At 45.4% G+C, this 14,250-nt stretch carries 13 protein-coding genes and 1 pseudogene; 6 read left to right on the plus strand and 8 right to left on the minus strand.

The window, feature by feature from the left end; all coding sequences use genetic code 11:
- Window positions 1-17: 17 nt before the first annotated feature.
- A pseudogene (locus AB4307_RS18400) lies at window positions 18-116 on the plus strand (phosphonate metabolism protein); the annotation flags it as partial.
- Window positions 117-224: 108 nt separating this feature from the next.
- Here AB4307_RS18400 and AB4307_RS18405 read toward each other — a convergent pair.
- Window positions 225-1,559: an MATE family efflux transporter gene (locus tag AB4307_RS18405; protein ID WP_017069196.1), complete on the minus strand. Its 1,335-nt coding sequence runs from the start codon at window positions 1,557-1,559 to the stop codon at window positions 225-227.
- Between the two features lie 262 nt (window positions 1,560-1,821).
- Window positions 1,822-2,796 carry a helix-turn-helix domain-containing protein gene (locus AB4307_RS18410; protein WP_102321070.1) on the minus strand — a complete coding sequence of 325 codons (975 nt, stop codon included), beginning with the start codon at window positions 2,794-2,796 and terminating at the stop codon, window positions 1,822-1,824.
- A gap of 92 nt (window positions 2,797-2,888) precedes the next feature.
- Here AB4307_RS18410 and AB4307_RS18415 point away from each other — a divergent pair, with 92 nt between their 5' ends.
- Together AB4307_RS18415 and AB4307_RS18420 are read left to right on the plus strand one after the other, a co-directional pair.
- Window positions 2,889-4,244 carry a serine hydrolase domain-containing protein gene (locus tag AB4307_RS18415; protein WP_017060556.1) on the plus strand — a complete coding sequence of 452 codons (1,356 nt, stop codon included), beginning with the start codon at window positions 2,889-2,891 and terminating at the stop codon, window positions 4,242-4,244.
- A gap of 66 nt (window positions 4,245-4,310) precedes the next feature.
- Window positions 4,311-5,102 carry a hypothetical protein gene (locus AB4307_RS18420; RefSeq protein ID WP_017060557.1) on the plus strand — a complete coding sequence of 264 codons (792 nt, stop codon included), beginning with the start codon at window positions 4,311-4,313 and terminating at the stop codon, window positions 5,100-5,102.
- A 103-nt stretch (window positions 5,103-5,205) separates the two neighbouring features.
- On the opposite strand, the gene ppsA is transcribed toward AB4307_RS18420, so the two are convergent.
- Window positions 5,206-7,578, minus strand: a complete 2,373-nt coding sequence (ppsA, locus tag AB4307_RS18425; protein ID WP_372132860.1) for a phosphoenolpyruvate synthase — start codon at window positions 7,576-7,578, stop codon at window positions 5,206-5,208.
- Window positions 7,579-7,756: 178 nt separating this feature from the next.
- Between ppsA and ppsR the strand changes: the two genes are divergently transcribed.
- On the plus strand, window positions 7,757-8,590 hold the full coding sequence (gene ppsR / locus AB4307_RS18430; protein WP_372130100.1) for a phosphoenolpyruvate synthetase regulatory kinase/phosphorylase PpsR: 834 nt from the start codon (window positions 7,757-7,759) through the stop codon (window positions 8,588-8,590).
- 159 nt (window positions 8,591-8,749) lie between these two features.
- Here ppsR and grxB read toward each other — a convergent pair whose 3' ends face one another.
- The 3 genes from grxB to AB4307_RS18445 all read right to left on the minus strand — a co-directional run bounded on the left by grxB (window position 8,750) and on the right by AB4307_RS18445 (window position 11,033).
- The gene (gene grxB, locus AB4307_RS18435) at window positions 8,750-9,382 is read right to left on the minus strand and encodes a glutaredoxin 2 (protein ID WP_102394180.1); all 633 of its coding nucleotides are present in this window, start codon (window positions 9,380-9,382) and stop codon (window positions 8,750-8,752) included.
- A 347-nt stretch (window positions 9,383-9,729) separates the two neighbouring features.
- The gene (locus tag AB4307_RS18440; protein WP_004733064.1) at window positions 9,730-9,888 is read right to left on the minus strand and encodes a hypothetical protein; all 159 of its coding nucleotides are present in this window, start codon (window positions 9,886-9,888) and stop codon (window positions 9,730-9,732) included.
- Between the two features lie 164 nt (window positions 9,889-10,052).
- Window positions 10,053-11,033, minus strand: coding sequence for a Gfo/Idh/MocA family protein (locus AB4307_RS18445; RefSeq protein WP_017060561.1), 981 nt, complete (start codon window positions 11,031-11,033; stop codon window positions 10,053-10,055).
- 219 nt (window positions 11,034-11,252) lie between these two features.
- Between AB4307_RS18445 and AB4307_RS18450 the strand changes: the two genes are divergently transcribed.
- Entirely contained in the window at window positions 11,253-11,735 is a 483-nt protein-coding gene (locus AB4307_RS18450; protein ID WP_017064907.1) for a GNAT family N-acetyltransferase, read from the plus strand.
- 2 nt (window positions 11,736-11,737) lie between these two features.
- Complete coding sequence (locus AB4307_RS18455; RefSeq protein WP_372130099.1) at window positions 11,738-12,511, plus strand: L,D-transpeptidase family protein; 774 nt, start codon at window positions 11,738-11,740, stop codon at window positions 12,509-12,511.
- A 105-nt stretch (window positions 12,512-12,616) separates the two neighbouring features.
- Here AB4307_RS18455 and AB4307_RS18460 read toward each other — a convergent pair whose 3' ends face one another.
- Complete coding sequence (locus tag AB4307_RS18460) at window positions 12,617-13,354, minus strand: sulfite exporter TauE/SafE family protein (protein ID WP_372132863.1); 738 nt, start codon at window positions 13,352-13,354, stop codon at window positions 12,617-12,619.
- Between the two features lie 160 nt (window positions 13,355-13,514).
- A complete protein-coding gene (locus AB4307_RS18465) occupies window positions 13,515-14,234 on the minus strand; it encodes a glycerophosphodiester phosphodiesterase family protein (protein WP_102398602.1) in 720 nt (239 codons plus the stop codon).
- Window positions 14,235-14,250: the final 16 nt, after the last annotated feature.

A 14,250-nucleotide genomic window follows, 5' to 3' on the forward strand; every position in this document is an offset into this window, starting at 1 on the left:
TCTTCATCTGAATGGTTTTTGAATGGTGGCATTGGGATGATGAAACACTAGCAGAAATATTGCCACCATTCCAAAAAGATTGCGGTGAGTTTTTGGCTTACTTTGAGCAAGTCTAACCCCAATATATTTTAAGTCTGAAACTAAAAAAGCAGCCTAAGTGGCTGCTTTTTCGTTTAATAACTTTATAGCGGTTTAGCTGGCAAGCCGTTTAGTTCGCTAACTGATTAATTAGAAAGCTTAGCCTCGACTTGCCCAAGTGCGCGTTGGTACATAAACCAAGCACATGTACCGGCAAGCACATTACCCACCATGGCACCCCAGAACAGGCCTTCAATACCAGCAAGCTGCGAACCAATCCACAAGCAAGGCAAGAAGAAGGCGAACAGGCGCAGTGCTGATATCGTTAAGGCAGTATAAGACTTACCAAGCGCATTCGAGATAGAAACCATCAGCATACAGATACCCAACGGCCCTAAACTGATAGGAACGATAAGTAAGTGGTAGTTCAAAATGGTCGAGACTTCGTCTTCGCTGGTCATGAGATTTGCCAACCCGCCAGAGAACATCCAAGTTACCAGTGCGATCACCAATTGGAATCCTAATACAAACATCACGGCAATCTTCACAAGACTACGTATGTTCCCTAGGTTCTTTTCTCCCAACATTCGGCCAATCATAGGTGGCATCGACATAGTCAGAGCAAGCACTGCAACAATCGAAAAGAACTCAAAACGTGAACCTAGCGCCCAAGCTGCAACGGCTGCTGTGCCGTAGCCTGCAAGCAGTTTGGTGGCGAGCATCGAAGAGACTGGTGGCAGTAGCTGACTGATCATCGCAGGCCCCATGATGTTTCCTATAGAACGAATACTCTTGCCGATATCAAGATCGTGCCAGTCGAATGTCATCCAATGCTTCTTAGTTACCTTAGGAGCAACGATAAAGATACCCGCACCGAACGCCAAGATGGTCGCAATCGCGGCTCCGTTGATGCCCATGTCGAGCGTGAATATGAAAATCGGGTCCAATATCAAGTTGATGATGCTGGTCGCGATCATCATCGAACCGGGCAGCATGGTATTACCATTGGCACGACACACACTGTAGAAAAAGTAGAGCAGTGCGCCTGTCCAAGAGCTTACCAGCCAATAGATCCAGTAATAATCAATGATCGGCAGTACCGTCGGTGGTGCATCGAGGAGTTGTAAAATAGGACCACGCAACAGATAGATGATGACCGAGAACAGCGCGACACTCACACTGCCCATCGCAACGACTAATCCGCCGAGCTGTTTGGCATAGCGTATCTCGTTAGCCCCAATAGCTCTCGCGATCACAGCCGTTGTCGCGATGCCTAGTCCGACTTGAATCCCGATAATGATCATCTGAATTGGTAGCGTGAAGCCTTGAACCGCGAGCGGCAGTACGCCTAACTGGCCAATAAAAGCACTGTCTACAAGTTGGAAGCTCATCAGGGAGAGCACCCCAAACAGCATTGGCCATGTCATTGTATAGAGTTGTCGGCCAAGAGAAGGCGAGGGAGTTGCGGTCGTAGAATTCATAACACTCTTATCAGTCTTGAAGGTAGGTTTGTCGTAGTGACAATCCATTCAATGAAGAATTGCGTAAAGGATAACGTAACGTTAGCTCGATACCAATAAATGTCATTAAATCTATCGATATTACCTTTGCACAGTTTCATCGGTATGTGAGCATTGTGCAATGCAACTTTATGCGTTCGCTTATTGAAATTTAAGGTGTCGTATCTTGTTTCTGAGTTTTATATTAGCGGATTGGGTCTAAAGGTTTTCCATTCGACTATTTCTAATGTTTCGCTTTATCCCGATAACTTGGTGGCGTGACTCCAACCCAACCTTTGAATGCACGATTGAAATTACTCAAGTCGCTGTAACCCACTTGCCAACTGATGTCTTGAACAGAAAGGTTGGTCTCTTCAAGTAGCTGTTTTGCTTTAGCTTCCCGAACTTGTTCTTTGGCTTGTTTAAAGAGAATGTTTTTGCTCTTCAGGTTTCTCTGCAGCGTTCGTTTTGTCATGCCGAGCATGGTCGCAAACCACTCAATATTGAACCAAGGTAGAGTCGCATAGGTGTCTATTAATATCTCGACAGCGTGATGCCAATCTTGGGTACTATTTCGTTCTGAAATGGCACGATAATCATCGGGCAGCGGAATCGAGAACGCACCGTATTGCTCTTCAAACTGAATATCAGAATCAAAGAAATGCTTAGGTAATTTACGTGCGCTGTTGTTCTTAGAGACCAACTTGGCGTGTGATGGTTGCCAGCGACTGTCAATGAACTTACGGCATAGGCTAATCACGGTCAGGGCGCGAAACCATTCTGCTTGTTCAAAACCTGAGGTCGATGGGTCATAGCAACTTCGATGACACAGCCACCACAATCCATCGCTTTTTTCCGTCCATATGGTGACGTGATTACTTAAGGTCGATATTTCAGTAATCAAGCAGCGTACCGCTTGCTCGAGAGAAGTGCATTGTTCAATTTTTCGGTCTAGCTCAGGTGACAATTGCTCTAGAGAGGCCTTACGTCCAACCTCAATCCCTATCGAATAGCCAAACTTACGCTCAAGGCCATGAATGAAGCGAATCACGTCTTGTGTAGGAAGCCATTGATTGGATTGTGTCAGTTCAATGGGTAGACCGCACGCAACGGCGACGGTGCGCCAATCCAGTCTATGTTTGTCACAATACTGAATATATGGAGCAATGTTACTGGTCGAAGTGAGCAGTATGCTGGTGGTGTTCGATGATGCTTTCATTGTTTTGTGCCTACCATTAAATGTCATCAAGTGACCTAATTAAGTGTAGCGCATCTCCCTATACTTTTCCTAACCCAAACAGGAGAACAATTATGAAACTTAAACACATTGCCGTTCTAGTATCGTTAGCGACCCCATCATCATTTGCTCTTGCAGCAAACCCAGTTGAAGAAGCTCTGAAAGTTGAAGGTGCTCAAGTTACCTTGACCGTGAAAGAGGCGAGCACAGCATTTACCCCAAGTTTTACTGACTCAGCTCGTGAGTTATTCAATAACTTTCATTGGCAGATGGGCGGCGACCACAGCGTTTACTACAACATGCACATGAGTGAGTTTCTACCAACGGCACTGGCGGCTCCAAACGAAGAGTACAAGCCTTTAGTCAAAAATATCGACCCACGACTCGCTGCACTGAAAGTTGATACTGAAAGCAAAGGTCAGTTGACAATGGATGAGTACTTGGCGGATGAACAGTTCCGTACCCAAGGCTTTATGTTGATTCACAAAGGGGAGATCGTTTACGAAGCTTACCCAGGTATGAAGCCGACAGATACGCACGTTTGGGCATCTACAGCAAAAACGACGGTTGGCACAGTGATCGCAATGTTAGTGGAAGAGGGCAAAGTCGACCCTGAAAAAGAGATCGCTGAGTATGTTTCTGAATTGAAAGGAACGAACTGGGATGGCATCACAGTACACCAAGTTCTGAACATGTCGACCGCGCTAGACAATGAAGAGACATTAGAGTCTATCTTGAACCCAGACTCTGATGTGGTGCGTTTCTTTGCGGCATCGTTTAACTCACCTCGTGCAAAAACGGGTGAAATGGAAACTTGGATGGAAGTGGCTCAAGGTGCACAGAAACTGGAAGGTGAAAAAGCCGGTGACCATTTCCGTTACGCATCTATCAACACCATGGTGCTGACTAAGTTAGTTGAAAACGTTGAGAACAAAACTTGGACTCAAGTATTCGAAGATCGTGTTTGGTCAAAAGTGCACGCACGTCAACCAATGCAATTCAACTTGACGCCAGATGGCATGGCGATCGCGGTTGGTTTGGTTTCATCAACGGTAGAAGATATGGCTCGCTGGGGAACACTATTTACACCTAGCTGGAAAGCGGTGGCTGATGAGCCAGTGGTGTCACAAGCTGTGATTGATCGTATCCGCAACGGCGGTGATCCAAAAGCATTCGTAGGTACTAGCAAAGAGAGCAGTTCACTGCACGCATACAACGAAAAAGCAGACTACAACGCATACCAATTTGATTTCATTTTCAATGACGGTGCAATGTCGAAAAGTGGCAACCTAGGCCAATTTATTTACATCGATCCTGCACGTGACTTTGTGGGTGTGATGTTCTCAACCAACCCATACCACTCAGGTTTTGGTGAGAATAAAGGCCCTGCACTAATGCGTTCGGCAGCAAAACTACTTGCTGACAAGTAATCTATTTATTACCTAACAGGATGTTCCAGGCTTCAAGGAGGAAGCAAACGACTTTCGAGAGATATAATGAAAAAGTTTGCTCTATTAATCCCGTTGAGTTTAGGTCTAGCCCTTCCTGCACATGCCGATTCAGATTCCGAACGTGTTATCGATCCTGCTGATGTCACTAAAGTGTATACTCAAGCTGCATTGATGCTGAATGGTAGTTCAGATATCCAATTTCAAGGGCAAGTTTCTGGCGGTTTAGAAAACGGTCAGCAGTTTGCCCTACTGGCCGAAGGGACGTTTGTCGATGAAAGCAACACAGCGCTTCGCGATCCAGACAAATTCGGTACAGAGTACAGCAACTCTAGAATTCAGTACTTCCACGTCTTTGAAACAGGGACGAAAGCTACGCCTAAAGTGGGTCTTTCATTAGATTATATTAATACGCGCAACAGTATTAAAAATGACTTATTGTCGGTTGGCGGTGTTGTTGCGATTAATCCAGCTTATACCGGTGGATTCCTGGTATTTCCAAGAGCAGGACTGATGACTGGTAGTATGGAGATCCCTGGCGTCACTTCATCTAAAGATGATTTAACGGGATACTCGCTTGGTTTGATTACCGCGAAGCATCTCGGTGACTCTGGCGCTTATGTGTCTTTGGTTCCTGAGTGGCAAGATCTTTCTGGTGATGATATCGACATGCAAAACTTCTCATTTAAAACATCGTTAAATGTGCCGATGAACACTGCAAGAACTTGGTGGTTGAATACGCGCTATGACATTACCAAAGCGGATGTTGATGTGAAAGGTGTGCCAATGCCGAATGGTTGGCAAACCGAGGCTTGGGTTGGTGTGAGATACTACTTCTAGCGCTCTAGCCAGCTAATTTGCAAAGAACCTAGAAAAGCCAGTCAACGTGACTGGCTTTTGTCGTTAAGGTACCGCGTGAAGCGTTACTTATTTACTTATTTACTTATTTATTAACAACGTTACCTAGCTTCAACCACGTATCGATAACCGTATCCGGGTTTAGTGAAACAGAGCTGATGCCTTGCTCCATTAACCACTCTGCTAGGTCGTCATGGTCAGATGGGCCTTGGCCACAAATACCCACGTATTTACCCGCTTTGGTTGCCGCATCGATCGCCATTTTCAGCATTGCTTTCACGGCTGGGTTACGCTCATCGAAGAGGTGTGCCACATCGCCTGAATCTCGGTCGAGGCCAAGTGTCAGTTGCGTCATGTCGTTTGAGCCGATAGAGAAGCCATCGAAGTACTTCAAGAACTCATCAGCCAAGATTGCGTTCGATGGTAGCTCACACATCATGATCACTTTCAGACCTTGGTCGCCACGGCGAAGGTCGAATTTAGCCAGAATGTCGATAACCGATGCCGCTTCGCTTGGCGTGCGAACGAATGGGATCATGATTTCAACGTTCTTAAGGCCCATTTCGTTGCGAACGCGTTTGATCGCTTGAGTTTCTAGCTCGAAACAGTCTTCGAATACTGGTGAGATGTAACGAGATGCACCACGGAAGCCCAGCATTGGGTTCTCTTCATGCGGTTCAAACGTTTTACCGCCGACTAGGTTGCTGTACTCGTTCGACTTAAAGTCAGACATACGTACGATCACACGCTTAGGCCAGAATGCAGAAGCGATAGTCGCGATGCCTTCTGTTAATTTGCTTACGTAGAAATCGATAGGATCTTTGTAGCCACGAATACGTTCGTTGATTTCCGCTTTTAGCTCATCCGTTTGTGCATCGAAGTTAAGCAGCGCTTTAGGGTGAATACCGATCATCTTGTTGATGATGAATTCTAGACGAGCAAGGCCAACACCTTCGTTCGGGATTTGTGCAAAGTCGAAGGCACGATCTGGGTTACCCACGTTCATCATTACTTTGGTTGGTAGCATTGGTAGCTCATCAACCTCAGAACGTTTGATTTCAAAATCGAGTTCGCCGTTGTAAACGTAGCCTGTTTCGCCTTCTGAACATGACACTGTCACGGTATCGCCATCGTTTAGGCTGCTTGTTGCGCTACCACAACCAACAATCGCTGGGATACCAAGCTCGCGAGCAATGATCGCAGCGTGACAAGTACGGCCACCACGGTTAGTCACAATCGCAGACGCTTTCTTCATCACAGGTTCCCAGTCTGGGTCTGTCATGTCAGTTACCAGCACGTCGCCTTCTTGAACCAGTGACATTTGGTCTAGAGAATCAACCAAGCGAACAGGGCCAGAGCCGATACGCTGACCGATAGCGCGGCCTTCAACCAAGACATCCGCCTTATTGTTTAGCTCGTAACGCTCGATAACGTTTTGGTCGCTTTGAGAACATACGGTTTCTGGGCGAGCCTGAACGATGTAAAGCTTGCCGTCGATGCCATCTTTCGCCCACTCAATGTCCATTGGACGTTGGTAGTGCTTCTCGATGATCATCGCTTGTTTTGCTAGCTCTTTGATCTCTTCATCGTTGAGTGAGAACTCGTTACGCTCTTGAGTGTCGGTGTCGATGATATCGACTTGCTTACCGATCTCTTGATTGGTCGAGTAGATCATCTTGATCAACTTAGAACCAAACGTCTTTTTAACGATTGGGTAGTGACCCGCTTCTAACATTGGCTTGTGAACGTAGAACTCGTCTGGGTTCACAGCACCTTGTACAACCATTTCACCCAAGCCCCAAGAAGAGGTGATGAATACCACTTGGTCGAAGCCAGACTCAGTATCAAGCGTGAACATCACACCTGAAGAGGCTTTGTCTGAGCGAACCATGCGCTGGATACCCGCAGACAATGAAATGCCACGGTGGTCAAAGCCTTGGTGTACACGGTAAGAGATAGCGCGGTCGTTAAAGAGTGACGCGTAAACGTGCTTGGTTGCTTCGAGTACAGCATCGATGCCTTTCACGTTAAGGAAGGTCTCTTGCTGGCCTGCGAAAGAAGCATCTGGAAGATCTTCTGCGGTTGCCGATGAACGAACCGCTACAGACAATTCTTCGTTGTCTTCAATTAGCTCACGGTAGTTCTCACGGATGTCTTGCTCTAGTGATTCTGGGAAGGGTGCATCTAGAACCCATTGTCGAATCGTTGCACCTGTCTTACGCAGTGCGTCAACGTCTTCAACATCAAGTTCATCAAGTAGTTGGTGAATGCGCTCATCAAGACCTTTGTAATCAAGAAAGTCGTTAAACGCATAAGAGGTGGTAGCAAAACCATTAGGTACAGAAACACCAGCATTGGACAGGTTAGAAACCATCTCGCCCAGTGAGGCGTTCTTACCGCCGACTTTGTCGACATCTTCCATGGATAGGCCATTGAACCATAGGGTATTATTTTGCATTTATTTCTCCAGAAACATAGCAAGCATTGTAGGGATTTAAAGGCAAACGATTACGTATCAGTTTAAAAAAATGTAAATTATTTTTTAAAGCTGTGGGGGACGTAATAGTCAGCAGGGTTTCGTTATATATATTATGGTTCCCATCCTACTCAAAATAATTTTAAACATTAAATAAAAAATGCAAATTGATATCCAAAGTCGTGATGTATTCTATGTTTCTGATGGAACGGCCATAACATGTGAGACTTTAGGGCATGTTGTTCTAGGTCAATTCCCTTTTAAAGCCAATGAAAAAACCTTTCCGTTTGTGGAAAGTGAGGACAAACTTTCTGATTTATTAAAAGAGATTGAAATTTCGTATCGTGATACCGGATTAGAACCGCTAGTGTTCTTTTCGATTGTGATACCTGATATCAAAACCAAATTGCTAGAAGCGCCCGCGCACTGTTATGACGTGTTAGAGAGCATCGTGCAGAAAGTACAGGATGACATTCAGATGGCGCCTGTTCCTAAGTTGCAGCGCTCACGCAGTGTAAACAAGGACTCGGTGAAGTATTTCGACCGTATTGCTGCGATTGAGTACACGCTCGCGCATGATGATGGCATCACGCTAAAAGGGCTGGAAGAAGCCGACATCATCTTGTTGGGTGTTTCTCGAAGTGGCAAAACACCAACAAGTTTGTATATGGCGATGCAGTTTGGCTTACGCGTAGCAAACTACCCATTTATCCACGATGACTTGGCACGCTTAAAGCTGTTGCCAGAGTTTGAGATCTACCGACATAAGCTGTTTGGTTTGACCATTGATGCAGAAAGGCTCACTGAAATTCGTGAGAACCGCTTAGCAGGCAGCGAATACGCCAGTGACTCACAATGTGTGTATGAATTGCAAACGGTAGAGGCGATGTTCCGTCGAGAAGCGATACCTTACATCAACACCTCTTCACTATCGGTTGAAGAAATTTCGACACGAATCTTGGAGCGAACAGGTTTGAGAAGGCGTCTGCTGTAAGACAAAGCCTTAGAGAAATAGAATGGCCAGATAAAAGAAAATCGAAGCTCGCAGTTTACACCTGAGAGCTTCGATTTTTTGTTTGTGCTCGTTGTAGTCGCTTGCGAGTCAGAGCTTGTTTTCTTAATCAGAGCTTGCTTTCTTAATCGAGATAGCTTTCTAGCGAAGTAAAGACAGCTTTAGCGTTTCACTTTTCTTTTCTAACCAGCGTTCAAGTGCTGGTGGCCATGTGATGCTTGGTTCTACGCAAAAGCCACGAAGCATCGAGAAATACACCGCTTGATCGACTAGAGGCAGTGATGACTCACCATTCTCTAGATCCAGTAAGAGTTCGGCATCTTTCAGTAATGGGTTAATCAGTTGAACGAACTGAGGCGTCTTTTCTAACAGTTCTTCAAAGTTAAAACCTTCGGTCTCTTTACTGGCACGCCAAGCTTCTTTGGCTCCAGCAGAGCGATATTCAGCCAAGTCGAGGTTCCACCAACGTGGGCGTCCAATCTGTTGAGTAAGAGGGAATGCGCGAGTTTGGAACACAGTCACTTGCTCAGATGGCACACGCTGCTCATCGCTTGATTTCAAGTCCATGAAGTACGCGATGATATCTAGGCTCTCTGCCATGATAGAGCCATCGTCTTTTTGTAAGACGGGTACCATCTTTTTACCGATCAGATCGATAAGGGTTTGGGCATCATCATAATCGACAGAAACAAGCTCAATGTTCAAGCCTAGCGATTGAGCAATGTAGGAGACTCTTGCACAGAAAGGGCAGTGATCGTAAATGTAAAGCTTCATAGCTTCCCTCATTCGGGTCTTTCTTAGTATAAGATGATGCTAATGTACCAGAAACTTTCGCAGACAATAAGCCTTTGTTAACAAGAACTATTCACTGCGATTAAGTGCACGGGAATATCAAGAGAACGATGAGAATAAGCACCTAGTGTAGAAACTCGTTGCCTAATTCTATTGTCAGTTGAGTGCGGTTTTATTGTAACGAGTAAGCTAATGAGAAAGCTGGTGGGTAAATGACGGGCATAAAAAAGGCTCTGGCTGCTTACTCTAATGCAGAAGAGTGAAGTCAGCCAAAGCCTCAATTTTGTTACCTTTAGTAGAGTGACTACTAAAAGGGCAGAGTGGTTAAACTATGCTTTTTTAAGATCTTGCGCTGGGTAAGTAAGCGTCATTGCGCCTTCTACCGTTGTAACGTGAACGTAGCCGCCACCAGCACTTAGGCCAGTTACTACCATTTCACCTAGTTCAACACCTTTTGTTGCTACAACGCGATCATCAACTGAAAACACTTTACACACCTTCAATAAATTAAATAAATACGATAGATATCGAACGCGGATTTAAACAGATGGGACCTCAATCAACTAATCCGGTTATTTGTCGTAAAGATTAAATTCAGTTATGTATAAATAATTATGTATTAAAAATCAGTTTGTTAACTTACGCTGTGACGTTATTTATCCGCTGGATACACTACACCAACTTGTTGGCGCATCTCTGTAATTAACTTCGCAACCGTTAAAGCGCGCAGTTGGGCCTGCGCTTGTGTTGCGTTGTCGCCAGCAATGCAGCTAGCAAAGGCCTGCGCTTCGTAACTCATGGAGTTTTCGCTTTGTGCTTGAGTAAGGTTTTCTACCGTGCCATCGCGGTAGCGGATCTTAACGTCAGTACATTCAGCGATGTGATCGATGATGATCGCCCCTAATTCACCTTGGATCTCGCTTGGCGCATAAGAGTCGCTGACTTTGGAGTGCGCAAGGGTCACATCAAACTCAGGGTATTGGAAGATCGCACAGCCATGAGCATCGACACCTGAATCAAGTAGCTTTGCAGAAGCCTGTGCGTTTTCAGGTTTGCCAAATAGCGCGACTGTCGCGGCAACACAGTAAAAGCCAATATCGACCAATGAGCCGTTAGAAAAAGCTGGGTTGAAGGTATTTGGGTTCTCGCCGTTTAGGTATTTTTGGTAGCGCGATGAATACTGGCAGTAGTTGATGTGTGCTTTATGTACCTTGCCAATCTTTTCTAACCCAAGTTGAACTTGCTTAAAGTTCGGTAGGAATTGAGATTTATACGCCTCAAACAGCACCACACCGTTTTTCTCAGCGACTTCGAACATGCGTGTTGCTTCATCAATATTTGATGCAACCGGCTTTTCACAGATAACATGCTTGCCGTGTTCCATCATGAAGATAGATTGCTCGCAATGCAGTGAGTTAGGGGAAGCGATGTACACGGCTTCTACAGTGTTGTCATTGGCCAATGCGTCGAGTGAGTCATACGTGGTTTCAACGTCAAATTCTTGGGCGAACTGTGCCGCGCTGTCTAGATTTCGAGAGTAAACCGCAGCAAGTTGCATCGATTGAGATTCGTGCGCAGCTTGAACAAACTTTTGTGTAATCCAATTGGTTCCAATTACAGCAAACTTAATCATATAGGTATCCAGTCGTTAGTCGTCGTTAGTATATTGATTCTGCAGAGATAGTAGCACTCAACGGCTGGCAATGTGCCTGAGATTTACGGAACAATTTCCCTAAACATAGTGCCTAATATTAATGTTCAGCCTTCACAGAGCGTCTGAGTTGACCAGTGTAACGGTGCACAACTAAGCCATTTTTGCTAAGGTGTTATTGAATTCAAACAAGGTGATGATATGCAAATCCGGACGGCCAAGGTAACTGATATTAACGCGATCTTAGCGCTCTCTGAGCAGATAAACCGTCAACATCATCTTGGTGCGCCTATGGTATTTGCACCAGCGTCACAAGGCTTGGCCGACAGTGAAGAGTATTGGTTAGGTTTGATGCTTGACCCACTTGGCGCTTTCTTGGTTGCAGTAGACGACAAGCAAGTCGTTGGCTTTTTAGCGGGTAAGGTAACGCAGAACAAAGGCGTCAGTTTTATTCAGCCGCACAAGGTGGCAAGGGTCAATACGATTGTGGTGAACGATCAGGTTCAGAGCAAAGGTGCTGGTCGAGCGTTAATGAAGTCTTTTAATCAATGGGCGCAGGCGAGAGGAGCGATAGAACTTAGGTTGGAGGTAATGGAGTTTAACCAACAAGCTCAGGGTTTCTATGAGTCGTTAGGAATGGAAACTCAGTCACGAACCATGTCCATGCGTTTTGAGGAGATCTAAAGGTGCGTCTGTTTCTGCCTTTATCACTGTGTTTACTGTTTGTGGCTTCGAACGCGAATGCTGAGCAAGTCGTGGTCGAGAAAATAGTCTCTGACGCGACCGCTATCGAAACCATCGTATTCGAGTCTGCACCGGCTCATTCTCAACGTGTCTCAACGTCTTCATCTAACTCAAACTCTTCCACGAGCTCAAACTCCGAGCATGTGATTATTGTGGATGATGTTCTTAACAGTAGCCCTGATGAAAAGGTAGCTCAGCTTTCTCAAGGGTCATCAAAACGTCCACCTCAAAGTTCCTCTCGACAGTTTTACAACGTACCGGATAGCGCATCTGAGATAGATTCGCTGTCGCAAGTGGTTACGTTAGTTAAAGTCGATAAATCGAAACGTAGGATGTATCTGCTAAAAGGTGAAGAGGTGATTCAGGAGTTTCGTATTGCGCTAGGCAAACAACCGAAAGGGCATAAACGCTTTGAAGGGGACAACCGAACGCCGGAAGGGGAATACCAGCTCGATTATGTGATGGAAGAGTCGGACTTTTATCGCTCAGTACATATTAACTATCCGCAACCTTCGGATATGCAATGGGCAGAGCAAAATGATGTAGATCCTGGAGGAAACATCAAAATCCATGGCATCAAAAACGGCGAGCGTCGTTCGCCGAGCTTTATTCAAAGCTTTGATTGGACGGATGGCTGTATCGCGTTAACCAATCAAGATATGGATGAGTTTCTCCAACTTGTAAAAATGGGTACCCCTATCCATATTGAATGGTAGTCATAGGTACCCACTTTTCTTAATCATTTTCCGTAGTCAATTAGCGCAATCAATTCGCGAAACCAATTCGTAAAAGCAACTTCCAAACTTAACCGCTAAAGCCAGTTACAGTATGACTCGACCTGCACTGAATATTGCAATCACAATCAGCAATGCAATGGTGACTGGCTTGAACTTCGCTCCACCAAATCTCTCGAACAGTTTAGAACCCACATAACCGCCAAGCATGCTGCTTGGTAGAAGCGCGAGAGTCAGCCAAACTACATCGCGGTCGACTAACCCAGCGATAGATGCCGAAACAAATGCAGTGGAATCCGCCAAGACAAAGAAGGCTATCAGTCCGGCTCTAGCAATGTGCGGAGCGACTGGGCTTGCTAATGCATGAGTGCCAATTGGAGGCCCTGACATCGAAGCCGCGCCGTTCATTACACCCGCAAGGCTTCCTAGAATATAGGGAGTAAATCTAGGTTCGCTTTTGTACTGGAAACCTTTGTAGATCATAAGTGCAGACGCAAAAATGAAGGCACTGATGATCAAGATGATCGTGTCTTGGCTAACGGATTTAAGCAGAAGTAAGCCGACTGGTGTGAAGGCAAAACAAGGGATAAATACCTTTAAAACCCAGCGCCAGTTAACATGCTTTCGAACTTTAGGCAGTAATTGAACATTGCCTAGGAGATCGATCAACATGAAGACGGGAACCAGTTCGATAACAGGCTCGAATAACGCACTTAATGGCAATGCCACTAAGGTGAAACCGAAACCTGAGAAGCCACGAACAATAGCGGCGAAAATGAAGATTGCACCCAAAATTGGGAAGGTTGGACTAAAAATGAGATCCATAAATTAAGTAACCAATGAAGCTGTCTAAATAGAGCGAGCTAATGAAACCAAGTGAGTAGCGGAATGTACTCCTACTCACTTGTGTTTGCTACCTAATTTTAAGGTTTCCCGAGAGTTAATTTTAAAGTCTCTCGGGGTTGTTTTTGCGGTATTTGTTTGGTCAATTTATAGAGGTAAATTGATTCGGAAAATCAGTGAATACGGCATCTACTTTTGAGATGAATTTGAAGTGAGACGGATCGTTTACTGTGTAGCACCAAGTTTGAATGTTTGCTTCACTCAGTGTATCAAGATCGCTCTGATTCACATGCTCGTAGTTCATGTGACAGCTGAACACTTTAACCTCGTCAATCAACATCAAGTCGGCTTGAGTCAGTTGCTCGGTGATCAGACCTACGCGGTATCTCGGCAGGTGACGAGCCATTTCAGAAACGACTTGATGGCTGAAACTTGAAAGCAGCACTCTGTCGGTGTCTAGATTTGAACGAATCAACTCGGTATGCAGCAAATCAACGACATGAGGCGCTTGATGTCGACTGTCGACTTTGATCTCTAAGTTCACGCTGAGATCATGCTGTTCAGCAAGCGCGAGCAACTCTTCCAACGTCAATATTCTTTCACCAGCGAACTGCTCAGACTTCCAACTGCCAAAATCGAGCTGACGCAGTTCTGCAAGGGTGTGTTCGTCGACACGACCCTTGCCATCGCTGCAGCGCTCAAGGGTGTGGTCGTGACAAACCACAAGTTGATCATCCTGAGTTGGCTGAATATCTACTTCAATCCATTTCAAGCCGAGTTTAGCGGCTTGTTCAATGCTTGCTTTGGTATTTTCTGGGTGAGTACCTGCTACACCCCGATGACCTACGATGATAGACGACATAATTAATCCTTCTTAA

Source organism: Vibrio sp. 10N.261.52.C2 (genome assembly GCF_041471425.1).
GTDB lineage: Bacteria > Pseudomonadota > Gammaproteobacteria > Enterobacterales > Vibrionaceae > Vibrio > Vibrio crassostreae_C.

Excerpts from the sequence above, each read along its gene's own strand:
- AB4307_RS18445 (WP_017060561.1), bottom strand. The coding sequence starts at position 11,033 with ATGATTAAGTTTGCTGTAATTGGAACCAATTGGATTACACAAAAGTTT.
- AB4307_RS18405 (WP_017069196.1), bottom strand. The coding sequence starts at position 1,559 with ATGAATTCTACGACCGCAACTCCCTCGCCTTCTCTTGGCCGACAACTC.
- AB4307_RS18410 (WP_102321070.1), bottom strand. The coding sequence starts at position 2,796 with ATGAAAGCATCATCGAACACCACCAGCATACTGCTCACTTCGACCAGT.
- AB4307_RS18420 (WP_017060557.1), top strand. The coding sequence starts at position 4,311 with ATGAAAAAGTTTGCTCTATTAATCCCGTTGAGTTTAGGTCTAGCCCTT.
- grxB (WP_102394180.1), bottom strand. The coding sequence starts at position 9,382 with ATGAAGCTTTACATTTACGATCACTGCCCTTTCTGTGCAAGAGTCTCC.
- AB4307_RS18465 (WP_102398602.1), bottom strand. The coding sequence starts at position 14,234 with ATGTCGTCTATCATCGTAGGTCATCGGGGTGTAGCAGGTACTCACCCA.
- ppsA (WP_372132860.1), bottom strand. The coding sequence starts at position 7,578 with ATGCAAAATAATACCCTATGGTTCAATGGCCTATCCATGGAAGATGTC.
- AB4307_RS18460 (WP_372132863.1), bottom strand. The coding sequence starts at position 13,354 with ATGGATCTCATTTTTAGTCCAACCTTCCCAATTTTGGGTGCAATCTTC.
- AB4307_RS18415 (WP_017060556.1), top strand. The coding sequence starts at position 2,889 with ATGAAACTTAAACACATTGCCGTTCTAGTATCGTTAGCGACCCCATCA.
- AB4307_RS18450 (WP_017064907.1), top strand. The coding sequence starts at position 11,253 with ATGCAAATCCGGACGGCCAAGGTAACTGATATTAACGCGATCTTAGCG.
- ppsR (WP_372130100.1), top strand. The coding sequence starts at position 7,757 with ATGCAAATTGATATCCAAAGTCGTGATGTATTCTATGTTTCTGATGGA.